This is a genomic window from Klebsiella sp. 1SOBk10mer, from assembly GCF_046602535.1.
In the GTDB taxonomy this organism is placed as follows: domain Bacteria; phylum Pseudomonadota; class Gammaproteobacteria; order Enterobacterales; family Enterobacteriaceae; genus Klebsiella; species Klebsiella quasipneumoniae.
In genome coordinates, this window is sequence record NZ_JBKIUP010000002.1 from 154,199 (window position 1) to 171,464 (window position 17,266).

13 protein-coding genes are annotated in these 17,266 nt (G+C 61.2%); 7 read left to right on the forward strand and 6 right to left on the reverse strand.

What is annotated here, in order from left to right; translation table 11 throughout:
* Positions 1 to 171: 171 nt before the first annotated feature.
* The 5 genes from gsiD to iaaA form a co-directional block, all read right to left on the reverse strand.
* The gene (gsiD, locus tag ACLH1I_RS06485) at positions 172 to 1,083 is read right to left on the reverse strand and encodes a glutathione ABC transporter permease GsiD (RefSeq protein WP_004886276.1); all 912 of its coding nucleotides are present in this window, start codon (positions 1,081 to 1,083) and stop codon (positions 172 to 174) included.
* A gap of 1 nt (position 1,084) precedes the next feature.
* Positions 1,085 to 2,005, reverse strand: a complete 921-nt coding sequence (gsiC, locus tag ACLH1I_RS06490; RefSeq protein WP_004886274.1) for a glutathione ABC transporter permease GsiC — start codon at positions 2,003 to 2,005, stop codon at positions 1,085 to 1,087.
* A 72-nt stretch (positions 2,006 to 2,077) separates the two neighbouring features.
* Complete coding sequence (gene gsiB / locus ACLH1I_RS06495) at positions 2,078 to 3,619, reverse strand: glutathione ABC transporter substrate-binding protein GsiB (RefSeq protein WP_032455764.1); 1,542 nt, start codon at positions 3,617 to 3,619, stop codon at positions 2,078 to 2,080.
* Between the two features lie 32 nt (positions 3,620 to 3,651).
* Positions 3,652 to 5,511 carry a glutathione ABC transporter ATP-binding protein GsiA gene (gene gsiA / locus ACLH1I_RS06500; RefSeq protein WP_198079570.1) on the reverse strand — a complete coding sequence of 620 codons (1,860 nt, stop codon included), beginning with the start codon at positions 5,509 to 5,511 and terminating at the stop codon, positions 3,652 to 3,654.
* A gap of 17 nt (positions 5,512 to 5,528) precedes the next feature.
* On the reverse strand, positions 5,529 to 6,470 hold the full coding sequence (iaaA, locus tag ACLH1I_RS06505) for a beta-aspartyl-peptidase (RefSeq protein ID WP_023320035.1): 942 nt from the start codon (positions 6,468 to 6,470) through the stop codon (positions 5,529 to 5,531).
* Between the two features lie 235 nt (positions 6,471 to 6,705).
* Here iaaA and moeA point away from each other — a divergent pair, with 235 nt between their 5' ends.
* The 6 genes from moeA to ACLH1I_RS06535 all read left to right on the forward strand — a co-directional run bounded on the left by moeA (position 6,706) and on the right by ACLH1I_RS06535 (position 14,590).
* Positions 6,706 to 7,941, forward strand: coding sequence for a molybdopterin molybdotransferase MoeA (gene moeA, locus ACLH1I_RS06510; protein ID WP_049115005.1), 1,236 nt, complete (start codon positions 6,706 to 6,708; stop codon positions 7,939 to 7,941).
* On the forward strand, positions 7,941 to 8,696 hold the full coding sequence (gene moeB, locus ACLH1I_RS06515; RefSeq protein ID WP_064794452.1) for a molybdopterin-synthase adenylyltransferase MoeB: 756 nt from the start codon (positions 7,941 to 7,943) through the stop codon (positions 8,694 to 8,696). Before moeA ends, moeB begins: the two co-directional genes overlap by 1 nt.
* A gap of 156 nt (positions 8,697 to 8,852) precedes the next feature.
* Positions 8,853 to 9,752 (forward strand): glycyl-radical enzyme activating protein, encoded by a 900-nt coding sequence (locus ACLH1I_RS06520; protein ID WP_064794453.1) that lies wholly within the window; start codon positions 8,853 to 8,855, stop codon positions 9,750 to 9,752.
* 4 nt (positions 9,753 to 9,756) lie between these two features.
* Positions 9,757 to 12,189: a formate C-acetyltransferase/glycerol dehydratase family glycyl radical enzyme gene (locus ACLH1I_RS06525; protein WP_004886253.1), complete on the forward strand. Its 2,433-nt coding sequence runs from the start codon at positions 9,757 to 9,759 to the stop codon at positions 12,187 to 12,189.
* 179 nt (positions 12,190 to 12,368) lie between these two features.
* Positions 12,369 to 13,184 carry a Cof-type HAD-IIB family hydrolase gene (locus ACLH1I_RS06530; protein ID WP_064794454.1) on the forward strand — a complete coding sequence of 272 codons (816 nt, stop codon included), beginning with the start codon at positions 12,369 to 12,371 and terminating at the stop codon, positions 13,182 to 13,184.
* 140 nt (positions 13,185 to 13,324) lie between these two features.
* Complete coding sequence (locus tag ACLH1I_RS06535; RefSeq protein ID WP_017900150.1) at positions 13,325 to 14,590, forward strand: DUF1479 domain-containing protein; 1,266 nt, start codon at positions 13,325 to 13,327, stop codon at positions 14,588 to 14,590.
* On the opposite strand, the gene ACLH1I_RS06540 is transcribed toward ACLH1I_RS06535, so the two are convergent.
* A complete protein-coding gene (locus tag ACLH1I_RS06540; RefSeq protein ID WP_004886244.1) occupies positions 14,587 to 15,660 on the reverse strand; it encodes a LacI family DNA-binding transcriptional regulator in 1,074 nt (357 codons plus the stop codon). The two genes, ACLH1I_RS06535 and ACLH1I_RS06540, sit on opposite strands and share 4 nt — an antisense overlap.
* A 300-nt stretch (positions 15,661 to 15,960) precedes the next feature.
* On the opposite strand from ACLH1I_RS06540, the gene ACLH1I_RS06545 reads away from it, so the two are divergent.
* Entirely contained in the window at positions 15,961 to 17,262 is a 1,302-nt protein-coding gene (locus ACLH1I_RS06545) for an MFS transporter (RefSeq protein WP_004886240.1), read from the forward strand.
* Positions 17,263 to 17,266: the final 4 nt, after the last annotated feature.

Sequence of the window (17,266 nt, forward strand, 5' to 3'; positions counted from 1 at the left end):
CTGGCCGCCCCCTGTGCGCTCCCTGCGCCAAGCCAGACATAACGCAGAAAATTAACCGGGAGCGCAATGTGCGCTGACGCCACACGTGATAAACGCTTTTCCCGGGCAGAGAAAGTGGCAACCGATGCAGCTTATCCCCCCGTCGTGCGCCAGACCGTCACCCGACGTCCCCTACCCCTTTAACTTCGGATCCAGCGCATCGCGCAGGCCATCCCCCAGCAGATTAAACGCCAGCACGGTCACGAAAATCGCCACCGCCGGAAACAGCGCCACGTGCGGGGACATCACCATATCCGCCCGCGCCTCGTTGAGCATCGCGCCCCACTCCGGCGTGGGCGGCTGCGCGCCGAGACCGAGAAACGACAGACTGGCCGCCGAAATAATCGATACCCCAATGCGCATGGTGAAATAAACCACGATCGACGACACCGTCCCCGGCAGGATGTGGTGGAAGAGGATGGTGGCATCGCTGGCGCCAATGCTGCGCGCCGATTCAATAAAAGTCTGCTGCTTTAATACCAGGGTGTTGCCCCGCACCAGCCGGGCGAACGCCGGGATAGAGAAGATCGCCACGGCGATAATCACGTTGGCCATCCCGCTGCCCATGACGGCGACCACCGCGATCGCCAGCAGGATCCCCGGAAAGGCGAACAGCACGTCGCACAGACGCATAATCAGCCGGTCCCACCAGCCCTCATAGTAGCCGGCCAGCAGCCCAAGCACCGTGCCGATGGCCGCGCCAATCAGCACCGCCAGCACCCCCGCGGCCAGCGAGATCTGCGCCCCCACCAGCACCCGGCTGAAAATATCGCGCCCCAAAGAGTCGACACCGAACCAGTGCACCAGCGAAGGCCCCTCGTTAAGCCGGTCGTAGTCGAAATAATTTTCCGCATCGTACGGCGCTATCCATGGGGCGACGATGGCCACCGCAATCAGCAACAGCACGAAAATACCGGCGCCCATGGCCACCGGCTGACGCCGAAAGCGCCGCCAGAACTCATGCCAGGGGGTATGGATCTCGCCGGGCCTGATGCCCGGCATGGCGTTCAGCGCCGCCTGCCTTCTCCAGTTAAGCAATCGCACCTTACTTATACCTGATAGCCGGGTTTATGGCCGCGTACAGCACATCCACCACTAAATTGATAAGAATAAACTCCAGCGAAAAGAGCAGCACTTCCGCCTGAATCACCGGGTAATCGCGCATTTCTACCGAATCGACCAGCAGTCGCCCCAGCCCCGGCCAGTTGAAGACCTTCTCCACGACGATCGAGCCGCCGAGCAGGAAACCGAACTGCAGCCCCATCATGGTGACCACCGGGATCATCGCATTGCGCAGACCATGCTTGAGCACCACCCGCGTTTCGCTCACCCCTTTCGCCCGGGCGGTACGCATATAGTCTTCATGCAGCACATCGACGAACGACGCGCGGGTAAAGCGCGCCATCACCGCCGCCACCGCCGCGCCGAGGGTCAGCGACGGCAAAATATAGTGCCGCCAGCTGTCGGCGCCCACCGTCGGCAGCCAGCCCAGCTCAACCGAAAACACCTGCATCAGCAGCATGCCGAGGGCAAAGGCCGGAAACGAAATACCGCTCACCGCCAGCGCCATTCCCAGACGGTCAGGCCAGCGATTGCGCCACACCGCCGCCGCGATCCCCGCCGCCATGCCAAACAGCACCGCCCAGCTCATGCTGGCCAGCGTCAGCCACAGGGTGGGCATAAAGCGGCTGGCTATCTCACTGGCAACGGGACGCCGCGAGGCCATGGACATGCCAAAATCGCCGCGCAGCACGTTGGTGATGTAGTGCCAGAACTGGACGTGCAGCGGCTGGTCAAGCCCCAGCTGCTGGCGCACCATCGCCACCACCTGGGCATCGGCCTCTGGTCCGGCAATCAGCCGCGCCGGGTCGCCGGGCAGCATATGGACGAAGAGAAACACCAGCACCGCGACGATTAGCAGGGTGGGGATCAGCCCCAGCAGGCGCTTAATCACATAGTTGAGCATCGTACCTCCACAACCCGCCCCGCGGAAAAACCGCCCTCCGCCCACTAGCGCCGGAGGGCATCATCTCGACCTTCACGGTGTTAAATCTGCCTGTTCGAAGCTGAAGCCGGTGTCCGGCTGGATATAAAAGCCGGTGAGGTTCTTGCTGTGGGCGGAGACCAGTTTCTCCACCACCAGCGGCACCCACGGCGACTCTTTCCAGATAATATCCTGCGCCGCTTTGTAGAGTTTGGTTTTCTCTTGCGGATCGGTGGTTTTCAGCGCCTCGCTCAGCGCGCTATCAACCTGCGGGTTGCTGTAAAAAGCGGTGTTAAACAGGGTCGGCGGCCAGTTTTGGGAAGCAAACAGAGGCGACAGCGCCCAGTCGGCTTCGCCAGTGGAGGCGGACCAGCCGGTATAGAACATCCGTACCCCGCTCTCTTTCTGCCCTTTACCTTCCACTTCCGCCGCCCGCTGACCGGCGTCCATCGCCGTCACCTGCGCCTTTATGCCCACCTGCGCCAACTGCTGCTGGGTAAACTGCAGCACTTTCTGCGCGGTGCTGTGGTTATGTGACGACCACAGCGTAGTGCTAAACCCGTTGGGGTAGCCGGCCTCTTTTAGCAGCTGGCGCGCTTTCGCCGGATCGTAAGGCCACGCGGGGTAGCTCTGAGCGTAGGCAATCGATGGCGGCACCACGCCGGTCGCCGGGGTGGCATAGCCGGCAAACGCCACCTTGACCAGCGCCTGGCGGTTGATGGCGTAGTTGATCGCTTCGCGCACCTTCGGATTATCGAACGGTTTCTGCGTCACGTTCATGCTGATGTAACGCTGCATGATCGACGGACTGGCCACCAGCTCCAGTTTGCTGTTTTTCGCCAGCAGCGGCGCCTGCTCATAGGGGATCGGGAAGGCAAACTGCGCCTCGCCGGTCTGCAGCATCGCCGCCCGGGTATTGTTATCGACCACCGGTCGCCAGGTAATGGAATCCAGCTTCGGCAGCCCCGGCTGCCAGTAGCCATCGAACTTGCTGACCTTCACGAAATCGGTCTGGTTCCAGGTATCGAGCTTATACGGCCCGGTGCCCACCGGGTGGAAGCCGATATCCTTGCCATATTTTTTCAGCGCCGTCGGCGAAATCATCGCTGTCGCCGGATGGGCGAGAATATTAATAAACGCCGAGAACGGCTGTTTAAGGATGATTTTCACCGTGGTCGGATCAACCGCCTCGGTGCTGGCGATATTTTTATACAGGTTATAGCGCTTGAGATGGTTTTCCGGGTTGCTGGCGCGGTCGAGGTTAGCCTTGACCGCCTCGGCGTTAAAGTCGGTGCCATCCTGGAATTTCACCCCGCTGTGCAGCTTGATGGTGTACACCAGGCCATCCGGCGACACGGTGTAGCTCTCGGCAAGGACATTTTGCAGCTTCATCTCTTTATCAAGGCCGAACAGGCCTTGATAAAAGGACTTCGCCACCGCCTGCGACAGAGTATCGTTAGCATCATAGGGGTCGAGCGTCGTGAAGTTAGACCCGACCGCCACCACCACATCTTTGGCGGCAAAAGCGGGGGCGCTCGCCAGGGCCGCCGCGATACTCAGCGCCAGCCACCATTTGCGTGAAACAGGTTGTGTCATCGTGTTCTCCTGAAAAGGTGCGTTATGTGTTGTTATGTTCTGCCCAGCACGTCGGCGGCGTCGCGGGCGACGAAGTGGCCCGGCCCAACCTGCTGCAATGGCGGGCTGGCGATCTCCTCGCCCCGCTTATAAATATTGCCCGGGACGTCATCAGACAGCAGGACCCGCTGCGGATGACGGTAGGCCGGGTCGGCCACCGGTACGGCAGCCATGAGCTTACGGGTATAGGGGTGCTGCGGGTTTTCAAACACTGCGCGGCGCGGGCCGATTTCGACAATCCGGCCGCGATACATCACCGCCACGCGGTGGCTGATGCGCTCCACCACCGCCATATCATGGGAAATAAACAGAAACGCGATGCCCATCTCGCGCTGCAGGTCGAGCATCAGATTGATAATCTGCGCACGAATGGAGACATCCAGGGCCGACACCGACTCATCGGCAATCACCACCTTCGGATTCAGTGCCAGCGCGCGGGCAATGCAGATCCGCTGCCGCTGGCCGCCGGAAAAGGCGTGGGGGTAGCGCCAGGCATGCTCCGGCTGCAGCCCCACGCGCTTCAGCAGCCAGGCGACCCGCTCGCGCGCCGCCTCCCTGTCCAGCAGGCCATGCACCCGCAGCGGCTCCATAATCGAATCGCCGACCGTCTGGCGCGGATCGAGCGAGGCGTAAGGATCCTGAAAAATAAACTGAATATTGCGCCGCAGGGACTGCAGCTTGCTGCCGGAGAGGGTATCGATCCGCTGACCGTCGAAGGTAATGGTGCCACCCTGAGTCTCAACCAGCCTCAGCAGCGCCCGGCCGGTGGTCGACTTGCCGCAGCCGGACTCCCCCACCAGAGAGAGGGTCTCTCCCGGCCAGAGATCAAAACTCACCTTCTCCACCGCATGCACTTCGCGCGTCACGCGATTGAGCAGCCCGCCGCGCACCGGGAAACGGGCCACCAGATCGCGCACCTGCAGAATCGGCTCCCCCGCCACCACCGTGTCTGGCGTTTCTGTCTCCGCCAGCGGCTGCCCCGGCAGCGGAAAGCGGCGCGGCAGATCCCGACCGCGCATCTCACCCAGCCGGGGGACCGCCGCCAGCAGGGACTGCGTATAAGGGTGCTGCGGTGAACGGAAAATCTCCTCGACGCTGCCGGTCTCCACCGCCTCGCCGCGATACATGACCAGCACCCGATCGGCGATATCGGCCACCACCCCCATGTCATGGGTGATAAAGATTACCCCCATCGCCATCTCCTTTTGCAGGACGGCGATAAGTTGCAAAATTTGCGCCTGGATGGTGACATCCAGCGCCGTGGTCGGCTCGTCGGCAATCAGCACCGCCGGCCGACAGGAGAGCGCCATGGCGATCATCACCCGCTGGCGCATGCCGCCGGAGAGCTGGAGCGGATAGCGTGAGAGCATCTCTTCCGCCTGGGGAATACGCACCTGGTCGAGCATCTTTTTTGCCGCGCGCAGCGCCTCTTCGCGCCCCAGCCCCTGGTGCAGACGCAGGGATTCGGCGATCTGCTCGCCGATGGTGAACACCGGGTTCAGCGAAGTCATCGGCTCCTGAAAAATCATCGCCAGGTCCGCGCCGCGTACCCGGCGCATTTCGGCCTCCGATTGCTCATTGAGCGCGATCACCTGCCGGTTGCGCCGTCGCAGCCACAGCCCCTCGCTGCTCACCTCGCTGCTGGCGGCGTCAAGCAGACGCATCAGCGCCAGAGCGGTGACCGATTTTCCCGAACCAGACTCCCCGACAATCGCCAGCGTCTCGCCGCGGCGCAGGCTGAAGGAAAGCTGACGCACGGCCTGCACCTCTGGCGCATCCTGCTGGCGAAACGCCACGTTCAGGTTGCGCACCACCAGTACTTCGCAGGTATCCGTTTCGTGAGTTTGCGGCACTCTCCCTCTCCCTTGTTCTATTCGCGATAAATGCCAATGGTCGGCGTATCGCCGGCATAGCACCAGGCGCGGTACATGCCTTCGCTGTTAAACGGTAAAACGACGTTGCCTTCGCGATCGACGGCAATCAGTCCGCCGCTGCCGCCGAGGGCCGGCAGCTTCTCCATCACCACCCGCTCGCAGGCAGAATAGAGACTGAGCTGACCGTACTCCATCAGGGCGGCGATATCGTAGGCCGCCAGAGTACGCATAAAGACTTCGCCGGTGCCGGTGCAGGAGACCGCCACGCTGGCGTTGTTGGCGTAGCACCCCGCGCCCGGCAGCGGGCTGTCGCCAACGCGTCCGGGCAGTTTGTTGGTCATGCCGCCGGTGGAGGTCGCCGCCGCCAGATTGCCGGCCAGATCGAGCGCCACCGCCCCGACGGTGCCCATTTTCTGGCGTTCGTCGAGCGGAGCGGCATGGTGGTCAAGGATGATCTCCCCACCCGCTTTCGCCTCCTGCAGCTGCAGCAGGCGCTCGGGGGTGGAAAAGAGATCGTTATCGACGCGCGCCATTCCGTGGGAGAAGGCGAAATTTTCCGCCCCCTCACCGATCAGCAGCACGTGCGGGCTCTTCTCCAGCACCAGACGCGCCGCCAGCACCGGATTACGTAAATGTTTGACCCCGGCCACCGCCCCCGCCTGCAGGCTGTAGCCGTCCATCACGCAGGCGTCCAGTTCGTGGGTTTGATCGTGGGTAAATACCGAGCCGATCCCGGCGTTAAACAGCGGACACTCCTCCAGCAGACGGACGGCCTCGGTCACGGCATCCAGCGCACTGGCGCCCGCAGCCAACATTTTCTGTCCGCTTTCGACGATAGCCGACAGCGCCGCCACGTACTCCCGCTCCCGCTCCGGCGTCATCTGCGCGCGAGAAATCGCCCCTGCGCCGCCGTGAATTGCTATAACCGCCTTGCCCATTTCGCCAGTCCTTAACGATGAAGTGGATAGCCCCCGCCCTGTCGTAGCGCGTCGCGGCGCCGGTCACGTCAGGAATAAGGGTATTGATATCATTATATTGCTGAATGTCTTATACAATTTTTGAATATAGAAAGAGCGGCGGGCGATGTAAAGCCTCGTACCCAGGTGGCATACAGCCCGCGCCGCTTTTCTGCCATAATAGGCGTTTTCGCCGTTTTGCCCGCAGGAGTGACCCATGGATTTTACCGCCGGACTGATGCCGCTCGACACAGCCCTCACCCAGATGCTCGATCGTATTACGCCGCTGAGCGCCACGGAAACTGTACCGCTGTTGCAGGCCTTCGCGCGCGTTACCGCCCATGACATTATCTCCCCGCTGGATGTCCCCGGCTTTGATAACGCGGCGATGGATGGCTATGCCGTCCGGTTGAGCGACCTTCGCGACGGCGCGGCCCTGCCGGTCGCCGGGAAGGCCTTCGCCGGCCAGCCGTTTCACGACGCCTGGCCCACCGGCACCTGTATCCGCATTATGACCGGCGCGCCGGTGCCTGCAGGCTGCGACGCGGTAGTCATGCAGGAAGAGACTGAACAGACCGACGCCGGCGTGCGCTTTACCGCGCCGGTGAAAGCCGGGCAGCATATTCGCCGCCGCGGAGAAGATATCGCCCATGGCGCGGTGGTCTTCCCGGCGGGAACGCCGCTGACGGTAGCCGAGCTGCCGGTGCTGGCCTCGCTGGGCATTGCCGACGTCGAGGTGGTGCGCAAGATTCGCGTCGCGGTCTTCTCGACCGGCGATGAGCTGCAGCTGCCGGGTCAACCGCTCGGCGACGGCCAGATTTACGATACCAACCGCCTGGCGGTGCATCTGATGCTCGAACAGCTGGGCTGCGAGGTCATTAATCTCGGCATTATTCCTGACGATCCGGCGCAACTGCGTGAGGCCTTTATCGCCGCCGACCAGCAGGCCGACGTGGTCATCAGCTCCGGGGGCGTCTCGGTGGGCGAAGCCGACTACACCAAAACCATTCTTGAAGAGCTGGGGGAGATCGGCTTCTGGAAGCTGGCGATCAAGCCGGGCAAACCCTTCGCCTTCGGCAAGCTCAGCAGCAGCTGGTTCTGCGGCCTGCCGGGCAACCCGGTTTCCGCCACCGTCACCTTCTGTCAGCTGGTGCAGCCGCTGCTGGCGAAGCTCTCGGGCAAGTACGGCCCGCTTCAGGCAACCCGCCTGCGGGTACGCGCCGCCACACGACTGAAAAAGTCGCCGGGCCGCCTCGATTTTCAACGCGGTATTCTGCAGCGCAACCCGGACGGCGAGCTGGTGGTGACCACCACCGGCCATCAGGGCTCGCACATTTTCAGCTCTTTCAGCCTCGGCAACTGCTTTATCGTGCTGGAGCGCGAGCGCGGCCACGTTGAAGCGGGCGAATGGGTCGAGGTCGAACCGTTCAGCCATCTGTTTGGGGGGCTGTAATGGCCGTGGAGCTGAGCGATGAAGAGATGCTGCGCTATAACCGGCAGATTGTTTTGCGCGGTTTTGATTTTGACGGCCAGGAGCGGCTAAAGGCCGCTCGGGTGCTGGTGGTCGGCCTCGGCGGGCTTGGCTGCGCCGCCGCGCAGTATCTGGCCGCCGCCGGGGTGGGGCAGCTCACCCTGCTCGATTTCGACACCGTCTCGCTCTCCAATCTGCAGCGCCAGACGCTGCACAGCGATGCCACCCTCGGCCAGCCTAAGGTGGATTCCGCCCGCGAGGCGCTGGCGCGCATTAATCCGCACGTTCATCTGGTGCCGCTCAATGCCTTACTGGACGAACCGGCGCTGGCGGCGCAGATTGCCGGGCACGATCTGGTGCTCGACTGCACCGACAACGTCGCCATCCGTAACCAGCTCAACGCCGGCTGCTTCCGCCACCAAACCCCGCTGATTTCCGGGGCGGCGATCCGCATGGAGGGGCAGATCAGCGTCTTCACCTATCAGCAGGGCGAACCCTGCTACCGCTGCCTGAGCCGCCTGTTTGGCGAAAATGCCCTCACCTGCGTCGAAGCCGGCGTGATGGCCCCGCTGGTGGGCACTATCGGTTCCCTGCAGGCGATGGAGGCCATTAAGCTGCTGACCGGCTACGGCACGCCCGCCAGCGGAAAAATCGTGATGTACGACGCCATGACCTGCCAGTTTCGTGAAATGAAGCTGATGCGCCACCCGCAGTGCGAGGTATGCGGTACGCGCTAACGTTCAACCACCGGCGAGGATCGTCGCCGGTGAGGTTGTGACCTCTGCCGTTATTCTATCCCCTGGCGATTATCCCCATCCCGCTTGTTGATTTGCGTCAATATAACTTTCATTCGAAAGTGTTTTTATATTCATACACAAAAAAGAGGGTAAGCCATGATCTTCAATATCCAGCGCTATTCCACCCATGACGGCCCAGGGATCCGCACCGTCGTCTTCCTGAAAGGCTGCTCGCTGGGCTGCCGCTGGTGTCAGAACCCGGAGAGCCGCGCCCGTAGCGAAGATCTGCTGTATGACTCGCGGCTGTGCCTGGCCGGCTGCGAGCTGTGCCAGCAGGCGGCGCCGGCGGTTATCACCCGCACCCTCGATGGCCTGATCATTCACCGGCAACACGTTAACGACAGCCATATCGCCGCTCTGCGCGACTGCTGCCCCACCACCGCGCTCACGGTGTGCGGCGAGGAGAAGAGCGTCGAGGAGATCATGGCGACGGTGCTGCGTGATAAACCATTCTACGATCGCAGCGGCGGCGGCATCACTCTTTCCGGCGGCGAACCCTTTATGAACCCAACGCTGGCGCAAGCGCTGTTCGAAGCCAGTCATCAGGCAGGCATTCACACCGCCGTGGAAACCTGCCTGCACGTGCCGTGGAAATACATTGAACCGGCTTTACCCTTCGTCGACCTGTTTCTCGCCGACCTGAAGCATGTCGACGAGGCCGTTTTCCGGCAGTGGACCGATGGTAGCGCCCGCCGGGTGCTGGACAACCTGCAGCGTCTGGCGCAGGCGGGGAAAAACATGATCATTCGCGTGCCGTTAATCCAGGGATTCAACGCCAGCGAAGCCGACATCACCGCCATCACTGATTTTGCCGCCGACCGCCTGCGGGTCAGCGAAATCCATTTCCTGCCCTACCACACGCTGGGAATGAATAAATACCAGTTACTCAGTCAGCCCTACACCGCACCGGATAAACCGCTGGATGCTCCCGAGCTGCTCGCCTTTGCGCAGGATTATGCGTGGAGCAAGGGGCTAACGGCGATCTTACGAGGATAACCCTATGACTACCCTGAAACTCAACACCCTCAGCGCCCGCATCCAGGCCCATAAAATGGCGCTGGTGCATATCGTCAAGCCACCGGTCTGTACCGAACGCGCCCGCCACTACACCGAGATGTATCAGCAGCATCTTGATAAGCCAATCCCGGTGCGTCGTGCCCTGGCGCTGGCGCATCACCTTGCCGAGCGCACCATCTGGATCAAGCACGATGAGCTGATCGTCGGCAACCAGGCCAGCGAAGTGCGCGCCGCGCCGATCTTCCCGGAATACACCGTCAGCTGGATCGAGAAAGAGATCGACGATCTCGCCGACCGCCCCGGCGCCGGCTTCGCGGTCAGCGAAGAGAACAAGCGCGTGCTGCATGAAGTGTGCCCGTGGTGGCGCGGCCAGACCGTACAGGACCGCTGCTACGGCATGTTTACCGATGAGCAGAAAGCGCTGCTCGCCACCGGCATTATTAAGGCAGAGGGCAATATGACCTCCGGCGACGCCCACCTGGCGGTCAACTACCCGCTGCTGCTGGAGAAAGGCCTGGACGGCCTGCGTGCAAAAGTCGCCGAACGCCGGTCGCGCATCAATCTGACGGTGCTGGAAGACCTGCACGGCGAACAGTTCCTGAAAGCGATTGATATTGTGCTGGCGGCGGTCAGCGACCACAGCAAACGCTTCGCCGCGCTGGCGCGCGAGATGGCGACGGCAGAATCCCGTGACGCACGCCGCGAGGAGCTGCTGACGATTGCCGAAAACTGCGACATCATCGCCCATGAGCCGCCGAAGACCTTCTGGCAGGCGCTGCAGCTGTGCTACTTCATTCAGTTGATCCTGCAGATTGAATCCAATGGCCACTCGGTCTCGTTTGGCCGCATGGACCAGTACCTCTATCCGTACTACCGCCGCGACGTTGAGCTGCAGCAATCGTTGGATCGCGAACAGGCCATTGAGCTGCTGCACAGCTGCTGGCTGAAGCTGCTGGAGGTTAACAAGATCCGCTCCGGCTCGCACTCCAAGGCCTCGGCTGGCAGCCCGCTGTACCAGAACGTCACCATCGGCGGCCAGAACCTGGTGGATGGCCAGCCCCAGGACGCGGTCAACCCGCTGTCGTATGCCATCCTGGAATCCTGCGGTCGTCTGCGTTCCACCCAGCCGAACCTCAGCGTGCGCTACCACGCCGGAATGAGCAACGACTTCCTCGACGCCTGCGTCCAGGTGATCCGCTGCGGCTTCGGTATGCCGGCGTTTAATAACGACGAAATCGTGATCCCGGAATTTATCAAGCTGGGTATTGAGCCGCAGGACGCCTACGATTATGCGGCCATCGGCTGTATCGAAACCGCGGTCGGCGGCAAATGGGGCTATCGCTGCACCGGCATGAGCTTTATCAACTTCGCGCGGGTGATGCTGGCGACGCTGGAAGGCGGCCGCGATGCCACCAGCGGCCAGGTGTTTCTGCCGCAGGAGCACGCCCTGTCGAAAGGCAACTTCGCTAACTTCGACGAGGTACTGGCCGACTGGGACCGCCAGATCCGCTACTACACCCGTAAGTCGATTGAGATTGAGTACGTGGTCGATACCATGCTGGAAGAGAACGTCCACGATATTCTCTGTTCGGCGCTGGTGGACGACTGCATCGAACGGGCGAAGAGTATCAAGCAAGGCGGCGCGAAATATGACTGGGTGTCCGGTCTGCAGGTGGGCATCGCCAACCTCGGCAACAGCCTGGCGGCGGTGAAAAAGCTGGTCTTCGATCAGGGCGTTATCGGCCAGCAGGAACTGGCGAAGGCGCTGGCGGAAGATTTCGACGGCCTGACCCACGAGCAGCTGCGCCAGCGGTTGATCAACGGCGCGCCGAAGTACGGTAACGATGATGACAGCGTGGACACGTTGCTGGCGCGGGCCTACCAGACCTATATCGACGAGCTGAAGCAGTATCACAACCCGCGCTATGGCCGCGGCCCGATCGGCGGCAACTATTACGCCGGCACGTCGTCTATCTCCGCCAACGTGCCGTTCGGCGCGCAGACCATGGCGACGCCGGATGGCCGTAAAGCGCACACCCCGCTGGCGGAAGGGGCCAGCCCGGCCTCCGGAACCGACCATCTGGGGCCGACGGCGGTCATCAGTTCGGTGGGTAAACTGCCCACCGGGGCGATCCTCGGCGGCGTGCTGCTTAATCAGAAGCTGAATCCGTCCACCCTGGAGAACGAGTCCGATAAGCAGAAGCTGATGGTGCTGCTGCGCACCTTCTTCGAGGTGCATAAAGGCTGGCATATCCAGTACAACATTGTCTCGCGCGACACGCTGCTGGAGGCGAAGAAACACCCCGACCAGTACCGCGATTTGGTGGTGCGCGTCGCCGGGTACTCGGCGTTCTTTACCGCCCTGTCGCCGGATACCCAGGACGATATCATCGCCCGTACCGAGCATACGCTGTAACCCCTCAGGCCCGCTGGCGCTACGCTTAGCGGGCCTTCCCTGTCCTGCAGGCCGGGAAAGGCAACGCCGCCTCCCGGCATTTTCTGAATGCATGAACTTTCATTCGAAATAAATTTGTGCTCCCCATCACATTGTAATTAGAATGTTACTGGTCGAAGTTAAGCCAGGAGCACCCCCTTATGACCGTTAAAGTTATCGTCACCGATATGGACGGAACTTTTCTCAATGACGCCAAAACCTACGATCGCGCACGGTTTCTGGCGCAATTCGCCCAGCTGCAGCAGCGCGGCATTGAATTCGTTGTCGCCAGCGGCAACCAGTACTATCAGCTGATCTCCTTCTTCCCGGAGATCCGCGAGCAGATCTCATTCGTCGCCGAAAACGGCGCCCTGGTCTTTGCGCATGGTAAGCAGCTGTTCCACGGCGAACTGACCCGCCACGAATCGCAGGTGGCGATTGGCGAATTACTCAAAGATCCGCAGCTGAACTTCGTCGCCTGCGGCCTGCAGAGCGCTTACGTCAGCGATAACGCCCCGGATGCCTTCGTCGACCTGATGTCAAAGCACTACCACCGTCTGCAGCGGGTAAGCGACTATCACGCCATCGACGATACGCTGTTCAAATTCTCTCTGAACCTGCCGGACAGTGAGATCCCGCAGCTGATCGATAAACTGCACGTGTCGCTCGACGGCATTATGAAGCCGGTCACCAGCGGCTTTGGCTTTGTCGATTTGATTATTCCCGGCCTGCATAAAGCCAACGGCATCAGCCGCCTGCTCAAGCGCTGGAACCTGTCGCCGCAGCAGTGCGTGGCCATCGGCGACAGCGGCAACGACGCCGAAATGCTGAAGCTGGTGAAATACGCTTTCGCCATGGGTAACGCCGCCGACAGCATTAAGGCTATCGCCGGATACGCGACCGACGATAATAACCATGACGGCGCGCTGAACGTCATTCAGGCCGTCCTCGATAACAGCGCTCCCTTCAACGATTGACCTCTCTCCGGGGCTGCACGCCCCGGCTTGTCCATTTTGTGCGCCGCAGCAAGATTTTAAACTTGCATTAACTCCATTTTAACTTAAATTAACGTTTGTAAGATTTAATACTTTCGAATGAAAGATACAGCGAGGTTATTATGGCTGCTCTCCCGACCCACGAAACACTCCCCGCCGACCACAAAGCGGCGATTCGCCAGATGAAGCAGGCGCTGCGGGCGCAAATCGGCGACGTCCAGGCGGTGTTCGATAAGCTCTCAGCGCGCATCAGCGAGCGCCTGCAGGAAATTGAGACGCTGAAAGCCGCAGGCCAGGAGGTCTGGCCAACCATTCCGTTCCGCGATATCGCCGAGGGAACCGTGAGCGATGCCCAGCGCGCGGCCATTAAGCGTCGGGGCTGCGCGGTGATCAAAGGCCACTTTCCGCGCGAACAGGCGCTGGCCTGGGATACCGCGATGCTGGAATATCTGGATCTGAACCATTTCGACGAGGTCTACAAAGGGCCAGGCGACAGCTTCTTCGGTACGCTGGAGGCTTCGCGGCCGGAAATCTATCCCATCTACTGGTCGCCCTCGCAAATGCAGGCCCGCCAGAGCGATGAAATGGCCGCGGCGCAGTCCTTCCTCAACCGCCTGTGGCGCTTTGAGCAGGACGGCAAGCGCTGGTTCGATCCGGACGTCAGCGTCATTTACCCTGACCGCATTCGCCGCCGTCCGCCGGGAACCACCTCGAAGGGGCTGGGCGCGCATACCGATTCCGGTGCGCTGGAGCGCTGGCTGCTCCCCGCCTACCAGCAGGTCTTCGCCAACGTGTTTAACGGTCATGTCGACGCTTACGATCCGTGGGACGCCGCGCACCGTACGGAAGTGGAAGAGTACACCGTCGACAACACCACCAAATGCTCAGTGTTCCGCACTTTCCAGGGCTGGACCGCGCTGTCGGACATGATCCCGGGTCAGGGGCTACTGCACGTGGTGCCGATCCCCGAGGCGATGGCTTATGTTCTACTGCGCCCACTGCTTGACGATGTGCCGGAAGATGAGCTGTGCGGCGTCGCGCCGGGCAGAGTACTGCCGATCTCTGAGCAGTGGCACCCGCTGCTGATCAAAGCCCTCAGTTCGATTCCGGCGCTGAACGCTGGCGATTCCGTCTGGTGGCACTGCGACGTCATTCACTCGGTGGCGCCGGTGGAAAATCAGCAGGGCTGGGGCAATGTGATGTACATTCCGGCAGCGCCGATGTGCGAAAAGAACCTCGCCTACGCGCAGAAAGTGAAAATTGCTCTGGAAAAAGGGGCCTCGCCGGGGGATTTCCCGCGCGAGGACTATGAGGCCAGCTGGCAGGGGCGCTTCACTCTGGAAGATCTGAACATCCACGGCAAGCGGGCGCTGGGTATCCCGGTTTAATCGTCATACAGCCCCTGCGGCTCCACGGCCGTATGGCCTTTGCCCGGCCGGATCCGCCGTACCGAATCGCGCACCACCAGCGTGCCGTGCAGCAGCAGCGAACCGTGCGGCGCCTCCGGGCGCAGCAGGCGCTGCTGCAGGAGATGCACCGCCTCGCTGCCCAGTTCATCCCGCGGCACATGCACCGCGGTCAGCGGCACCTCCTGGATCGCCGCCAGATTAAACCCGTCGATGCTCATCACCGAGACATCCTGCGGCACCCGCAGGCCGCGCTTTTGCAATGCGCTGACCGTGCCGGCGGCCATGAAATCGCCGCCCACCAGGAAGGCGGTGGGCAACGGCCTGCCCTGTAAGCCATCAAGCCAGGCCCCCACCTGCTCTTCGGTCTCTCTGGCGCTAAAGTTGGCGACGCTGATGAGATCCCGGCTGGCGGTAAAGCGCAAATTGCGCGCGCGCCACGCCTCCTCGATCCCCCCCAGCCGCAGCTCCATGGTATAGCGGCGCAAACACATGACGTTCATCACCACCCGATGCCCCATATCAAACAGATAGCGGGCGGCGCACTGGCCAATCAAACGATGATCGGGGGCAATGGACGGCAACCGCATCCCTTCATCCCGACAGTTTATCAAGACGCAGGGTTTACCCAGATCCGCCGCCAGGCCATGAATATGCGGATCGTCGATCCCCAGCAGCACCGCGGCCTGGGTTTCCGCTTCGTTCATGCGGGCAAGAAACAGATTGGCGTCGCTGTCGTTTTCGTCCAGCGCGCAGTAGCGCAGGCGCACTTCATGCGCCGCCAGCGCGTTATTAATGCTCTGGATCACCCGGTAGTAGAAGATATCCGACCGCTCATCGAAGGCGCGCTGCGGGGCAAACACCAGCAGATTATTGAGCAGCAGACGCCCGGCGGCCAGCCCCTGCATGACCCCCAGCTCGCGGGCGCACTCCAGCACCGCCCGGCGCGCCTTGTCGCTGGTATTCGCCTTTCCGGCCAGGACGCGCGAAACGGTACTGGCCGACAGCCCAGTGCGGGCAGCGATTTCGGCGACGCGCAGCTTTTTATCCATTTTGTGATCCAGCTCCGATTGGAAAATGAAAGAATTTTCATAATCGCCAAAGCGCTCCCTGTAAGCAAATGACAGAGCAAAATTTGAGATCCCGGTCATTTCATGAAAAAACTTGCATAAATAGCACTTTGCCCGCCGTTTTTTCTCCCTTAGCCTGAATTGGTCCAACATCTCCCATACTAGTTATACCAATGATGTTGAGATAAAAAAATAGACTATTCAAATAGTTAATAACACTACGTGGCCACTCAAGGATTGAGGTCGTCACTTTCCCCCTACTAACGTCATGTGGAGTGTGCTATGAGTCAAGGCCTCAACAATGATATCGCGGTCAGCAAAACGCGCCGGGTGGTAAAAAACCTGCGCTGGTGGGTGCTGGTCCTGTTTTTACTTGGCGTCACCGTCAACTACATCACACGCAACTCGCTGGGGATTATCGCCCCGGAACTGAAAGCGACGCTCGGCATTACCACCGAACAATATTCCTGGATCGTCGGCGCGTTTCAGCTGGCTTACACGATTTTCCAGCCGCTCTGTGGCTGGCTTATCGACGTCATCGGCCTGAAGCTCGGGTTTATGATCTGCGCCACCTTGTGGGCGCTGGCCTGTATCGCCCACGCCGGGGCCGGCAGCTGGCTGCACCTGGCGATATTGCGCTTCTTTATGGGCGGGGCCGAGGCGGCCGCCACCCCGGCCAACGCCAAAACCATCGGCGAGTGGTTTCCGAAGTCTGAACGGCCAATCGCCGCCGGCTGGGCTGGCGTCGGGTTCTCTATCGGCGCAATGCTCGCCCCGCCGATTATCTACTTCGCCCACGCTTCCTTCGGCTGGCAGGGGGCGTTTATGTTTACCGGCGCGCTGGCCCTGCTGTGGGTGGTGCTGTGGTGGGCCTTCTATCAGAACCCGGAAAAGCACCCCAACCTCAGCAAAAGCGAGCTGGAGTACATCAAGCAGGATAACGAAGCGCCGCCGGTGAAACAGCCCTTCTTTACCGCACTCAAAACCGTCTCGAAGAATAAACGTTTCTACGGGATCGCCATTCCCGCGTTTATGGCCGAGCCCGCCTGGGCGGTGCTGAGCTTCTGGGTACCGCTGTACCTGGCCAAAGAGCACGGCATGGATCTCAAGCAGATCGCCATGTTCGCCTGGCTGCCTTTCCTCGCCGCCGACCTCGGCAGCGTGGTCAGCGGCTACCTCACCCGCCTGTACGTTCGCTGGTTCGGCTGTACGCGAGTCAACTCAGTGATCGCCAGCTCGGTGACCGGCGCATTTCTGATGATCTCCCTGGCCCTCGTCGCTATCACCCGCGATCCCTATATCACCATCGTCCTGATCTCCATTGGCGGCTTCGGACATCAGATCATCTCCTGCATGCTCAGCGCGCTGGTGGTGGAGTCGTTCGACAAGGGACAAATGGCGACGGTAAACGGTATGCGCGGATCCGCGGCGTGGATCGCCAGCTTCCTGTTCTCGTTATTAATCGGGGTGACCGCCGACAAAATTGGCTTCAACCCGCTGTTCATCGCCATGGGTTTCTTTGACCTGATTGGCGCCGTTTTCCTGGTGGCATTTATTGCTGAACGTCGCGCCAAGCGCGCCTGAGAGT

Bases quoted from the DNA above. Each gene is read 5' to 3' on its own strand.
- moeA (WP_049115005.1), top strand. From the start codon at position 6,706: ATGGATTTTACCGCCGGACTGATGCCGCTCGACACAGCCCTCACCCAG.
- ACLH1I_RS06540 (WP_004886244.1), bottom strand. From the start codon at position 15,660: ATGGATAAAAAGCTGCGCGTCGCCGAAATCGCTGCCCGCACTGGGCTG.
- gsiC (WP_004886274.1), bottom strand. From the start codon at position 2,005: ATGCTCAACTATGTGATTAAGCGCCTGCTGGGGCTGATCCCCACCCTG.
- ACLH1I_RS06520 (WP_064794453.1), top strand. From the start codon at position 8,853: ATGATCTTCAATATCCAGCGCTATTCCACCCATGACGGCCCAGGGATC.
- ACLH1I_RS06530 (WP_064794454.1), top strand. From the start codon at position 12,369: ATGACCGTTAAAGTTATCGTCACCGATATGGACGGAACTTTTCTCAAT.
- ACLH1I_RS06545 (WP_004886240.1), top strand. From the start codon at position 15,961: ATGAGTCAAGGCCTCAACAATGATATCGCGGTCAGCAAAACGCGCCGG.
- ACLH1I_RS06525 (WP_004886253.1), top strand. From the start codon at position 9,757: ATGACTACCCTGAAACTCAACACCCTCAGCGCCCGCATCCAGGCCCAT.
- iaaA (WP_023320035.1), bottom strand. From the start codon at position 6,470: ATGGGCAAGGCGGTTATAGCAATTCACGGCGGCGCAGGGGCGATTTCT.
- gsiB (WP_032455764.1), bottom strand. From the start codon at position 3,619: ATGACACAACCTGTTTCACGCAAATGGTGGCTGGCGCTGAGTATCGCG.
- ACLH1I_RS06535 (WP_017900150.1), top strand. From the start codon at position 13,325: ATGGCTGCTCTCCCGACCCACGAAACACTCCCCGCCGACCACAAAGCG.
- moeB (WP_064794452.1), top strand. From the start codon at position 7,941: ATGGCCGTGGAGCTGAGCGATGAAGAGATGCTGCGCTATAACCGGCAG.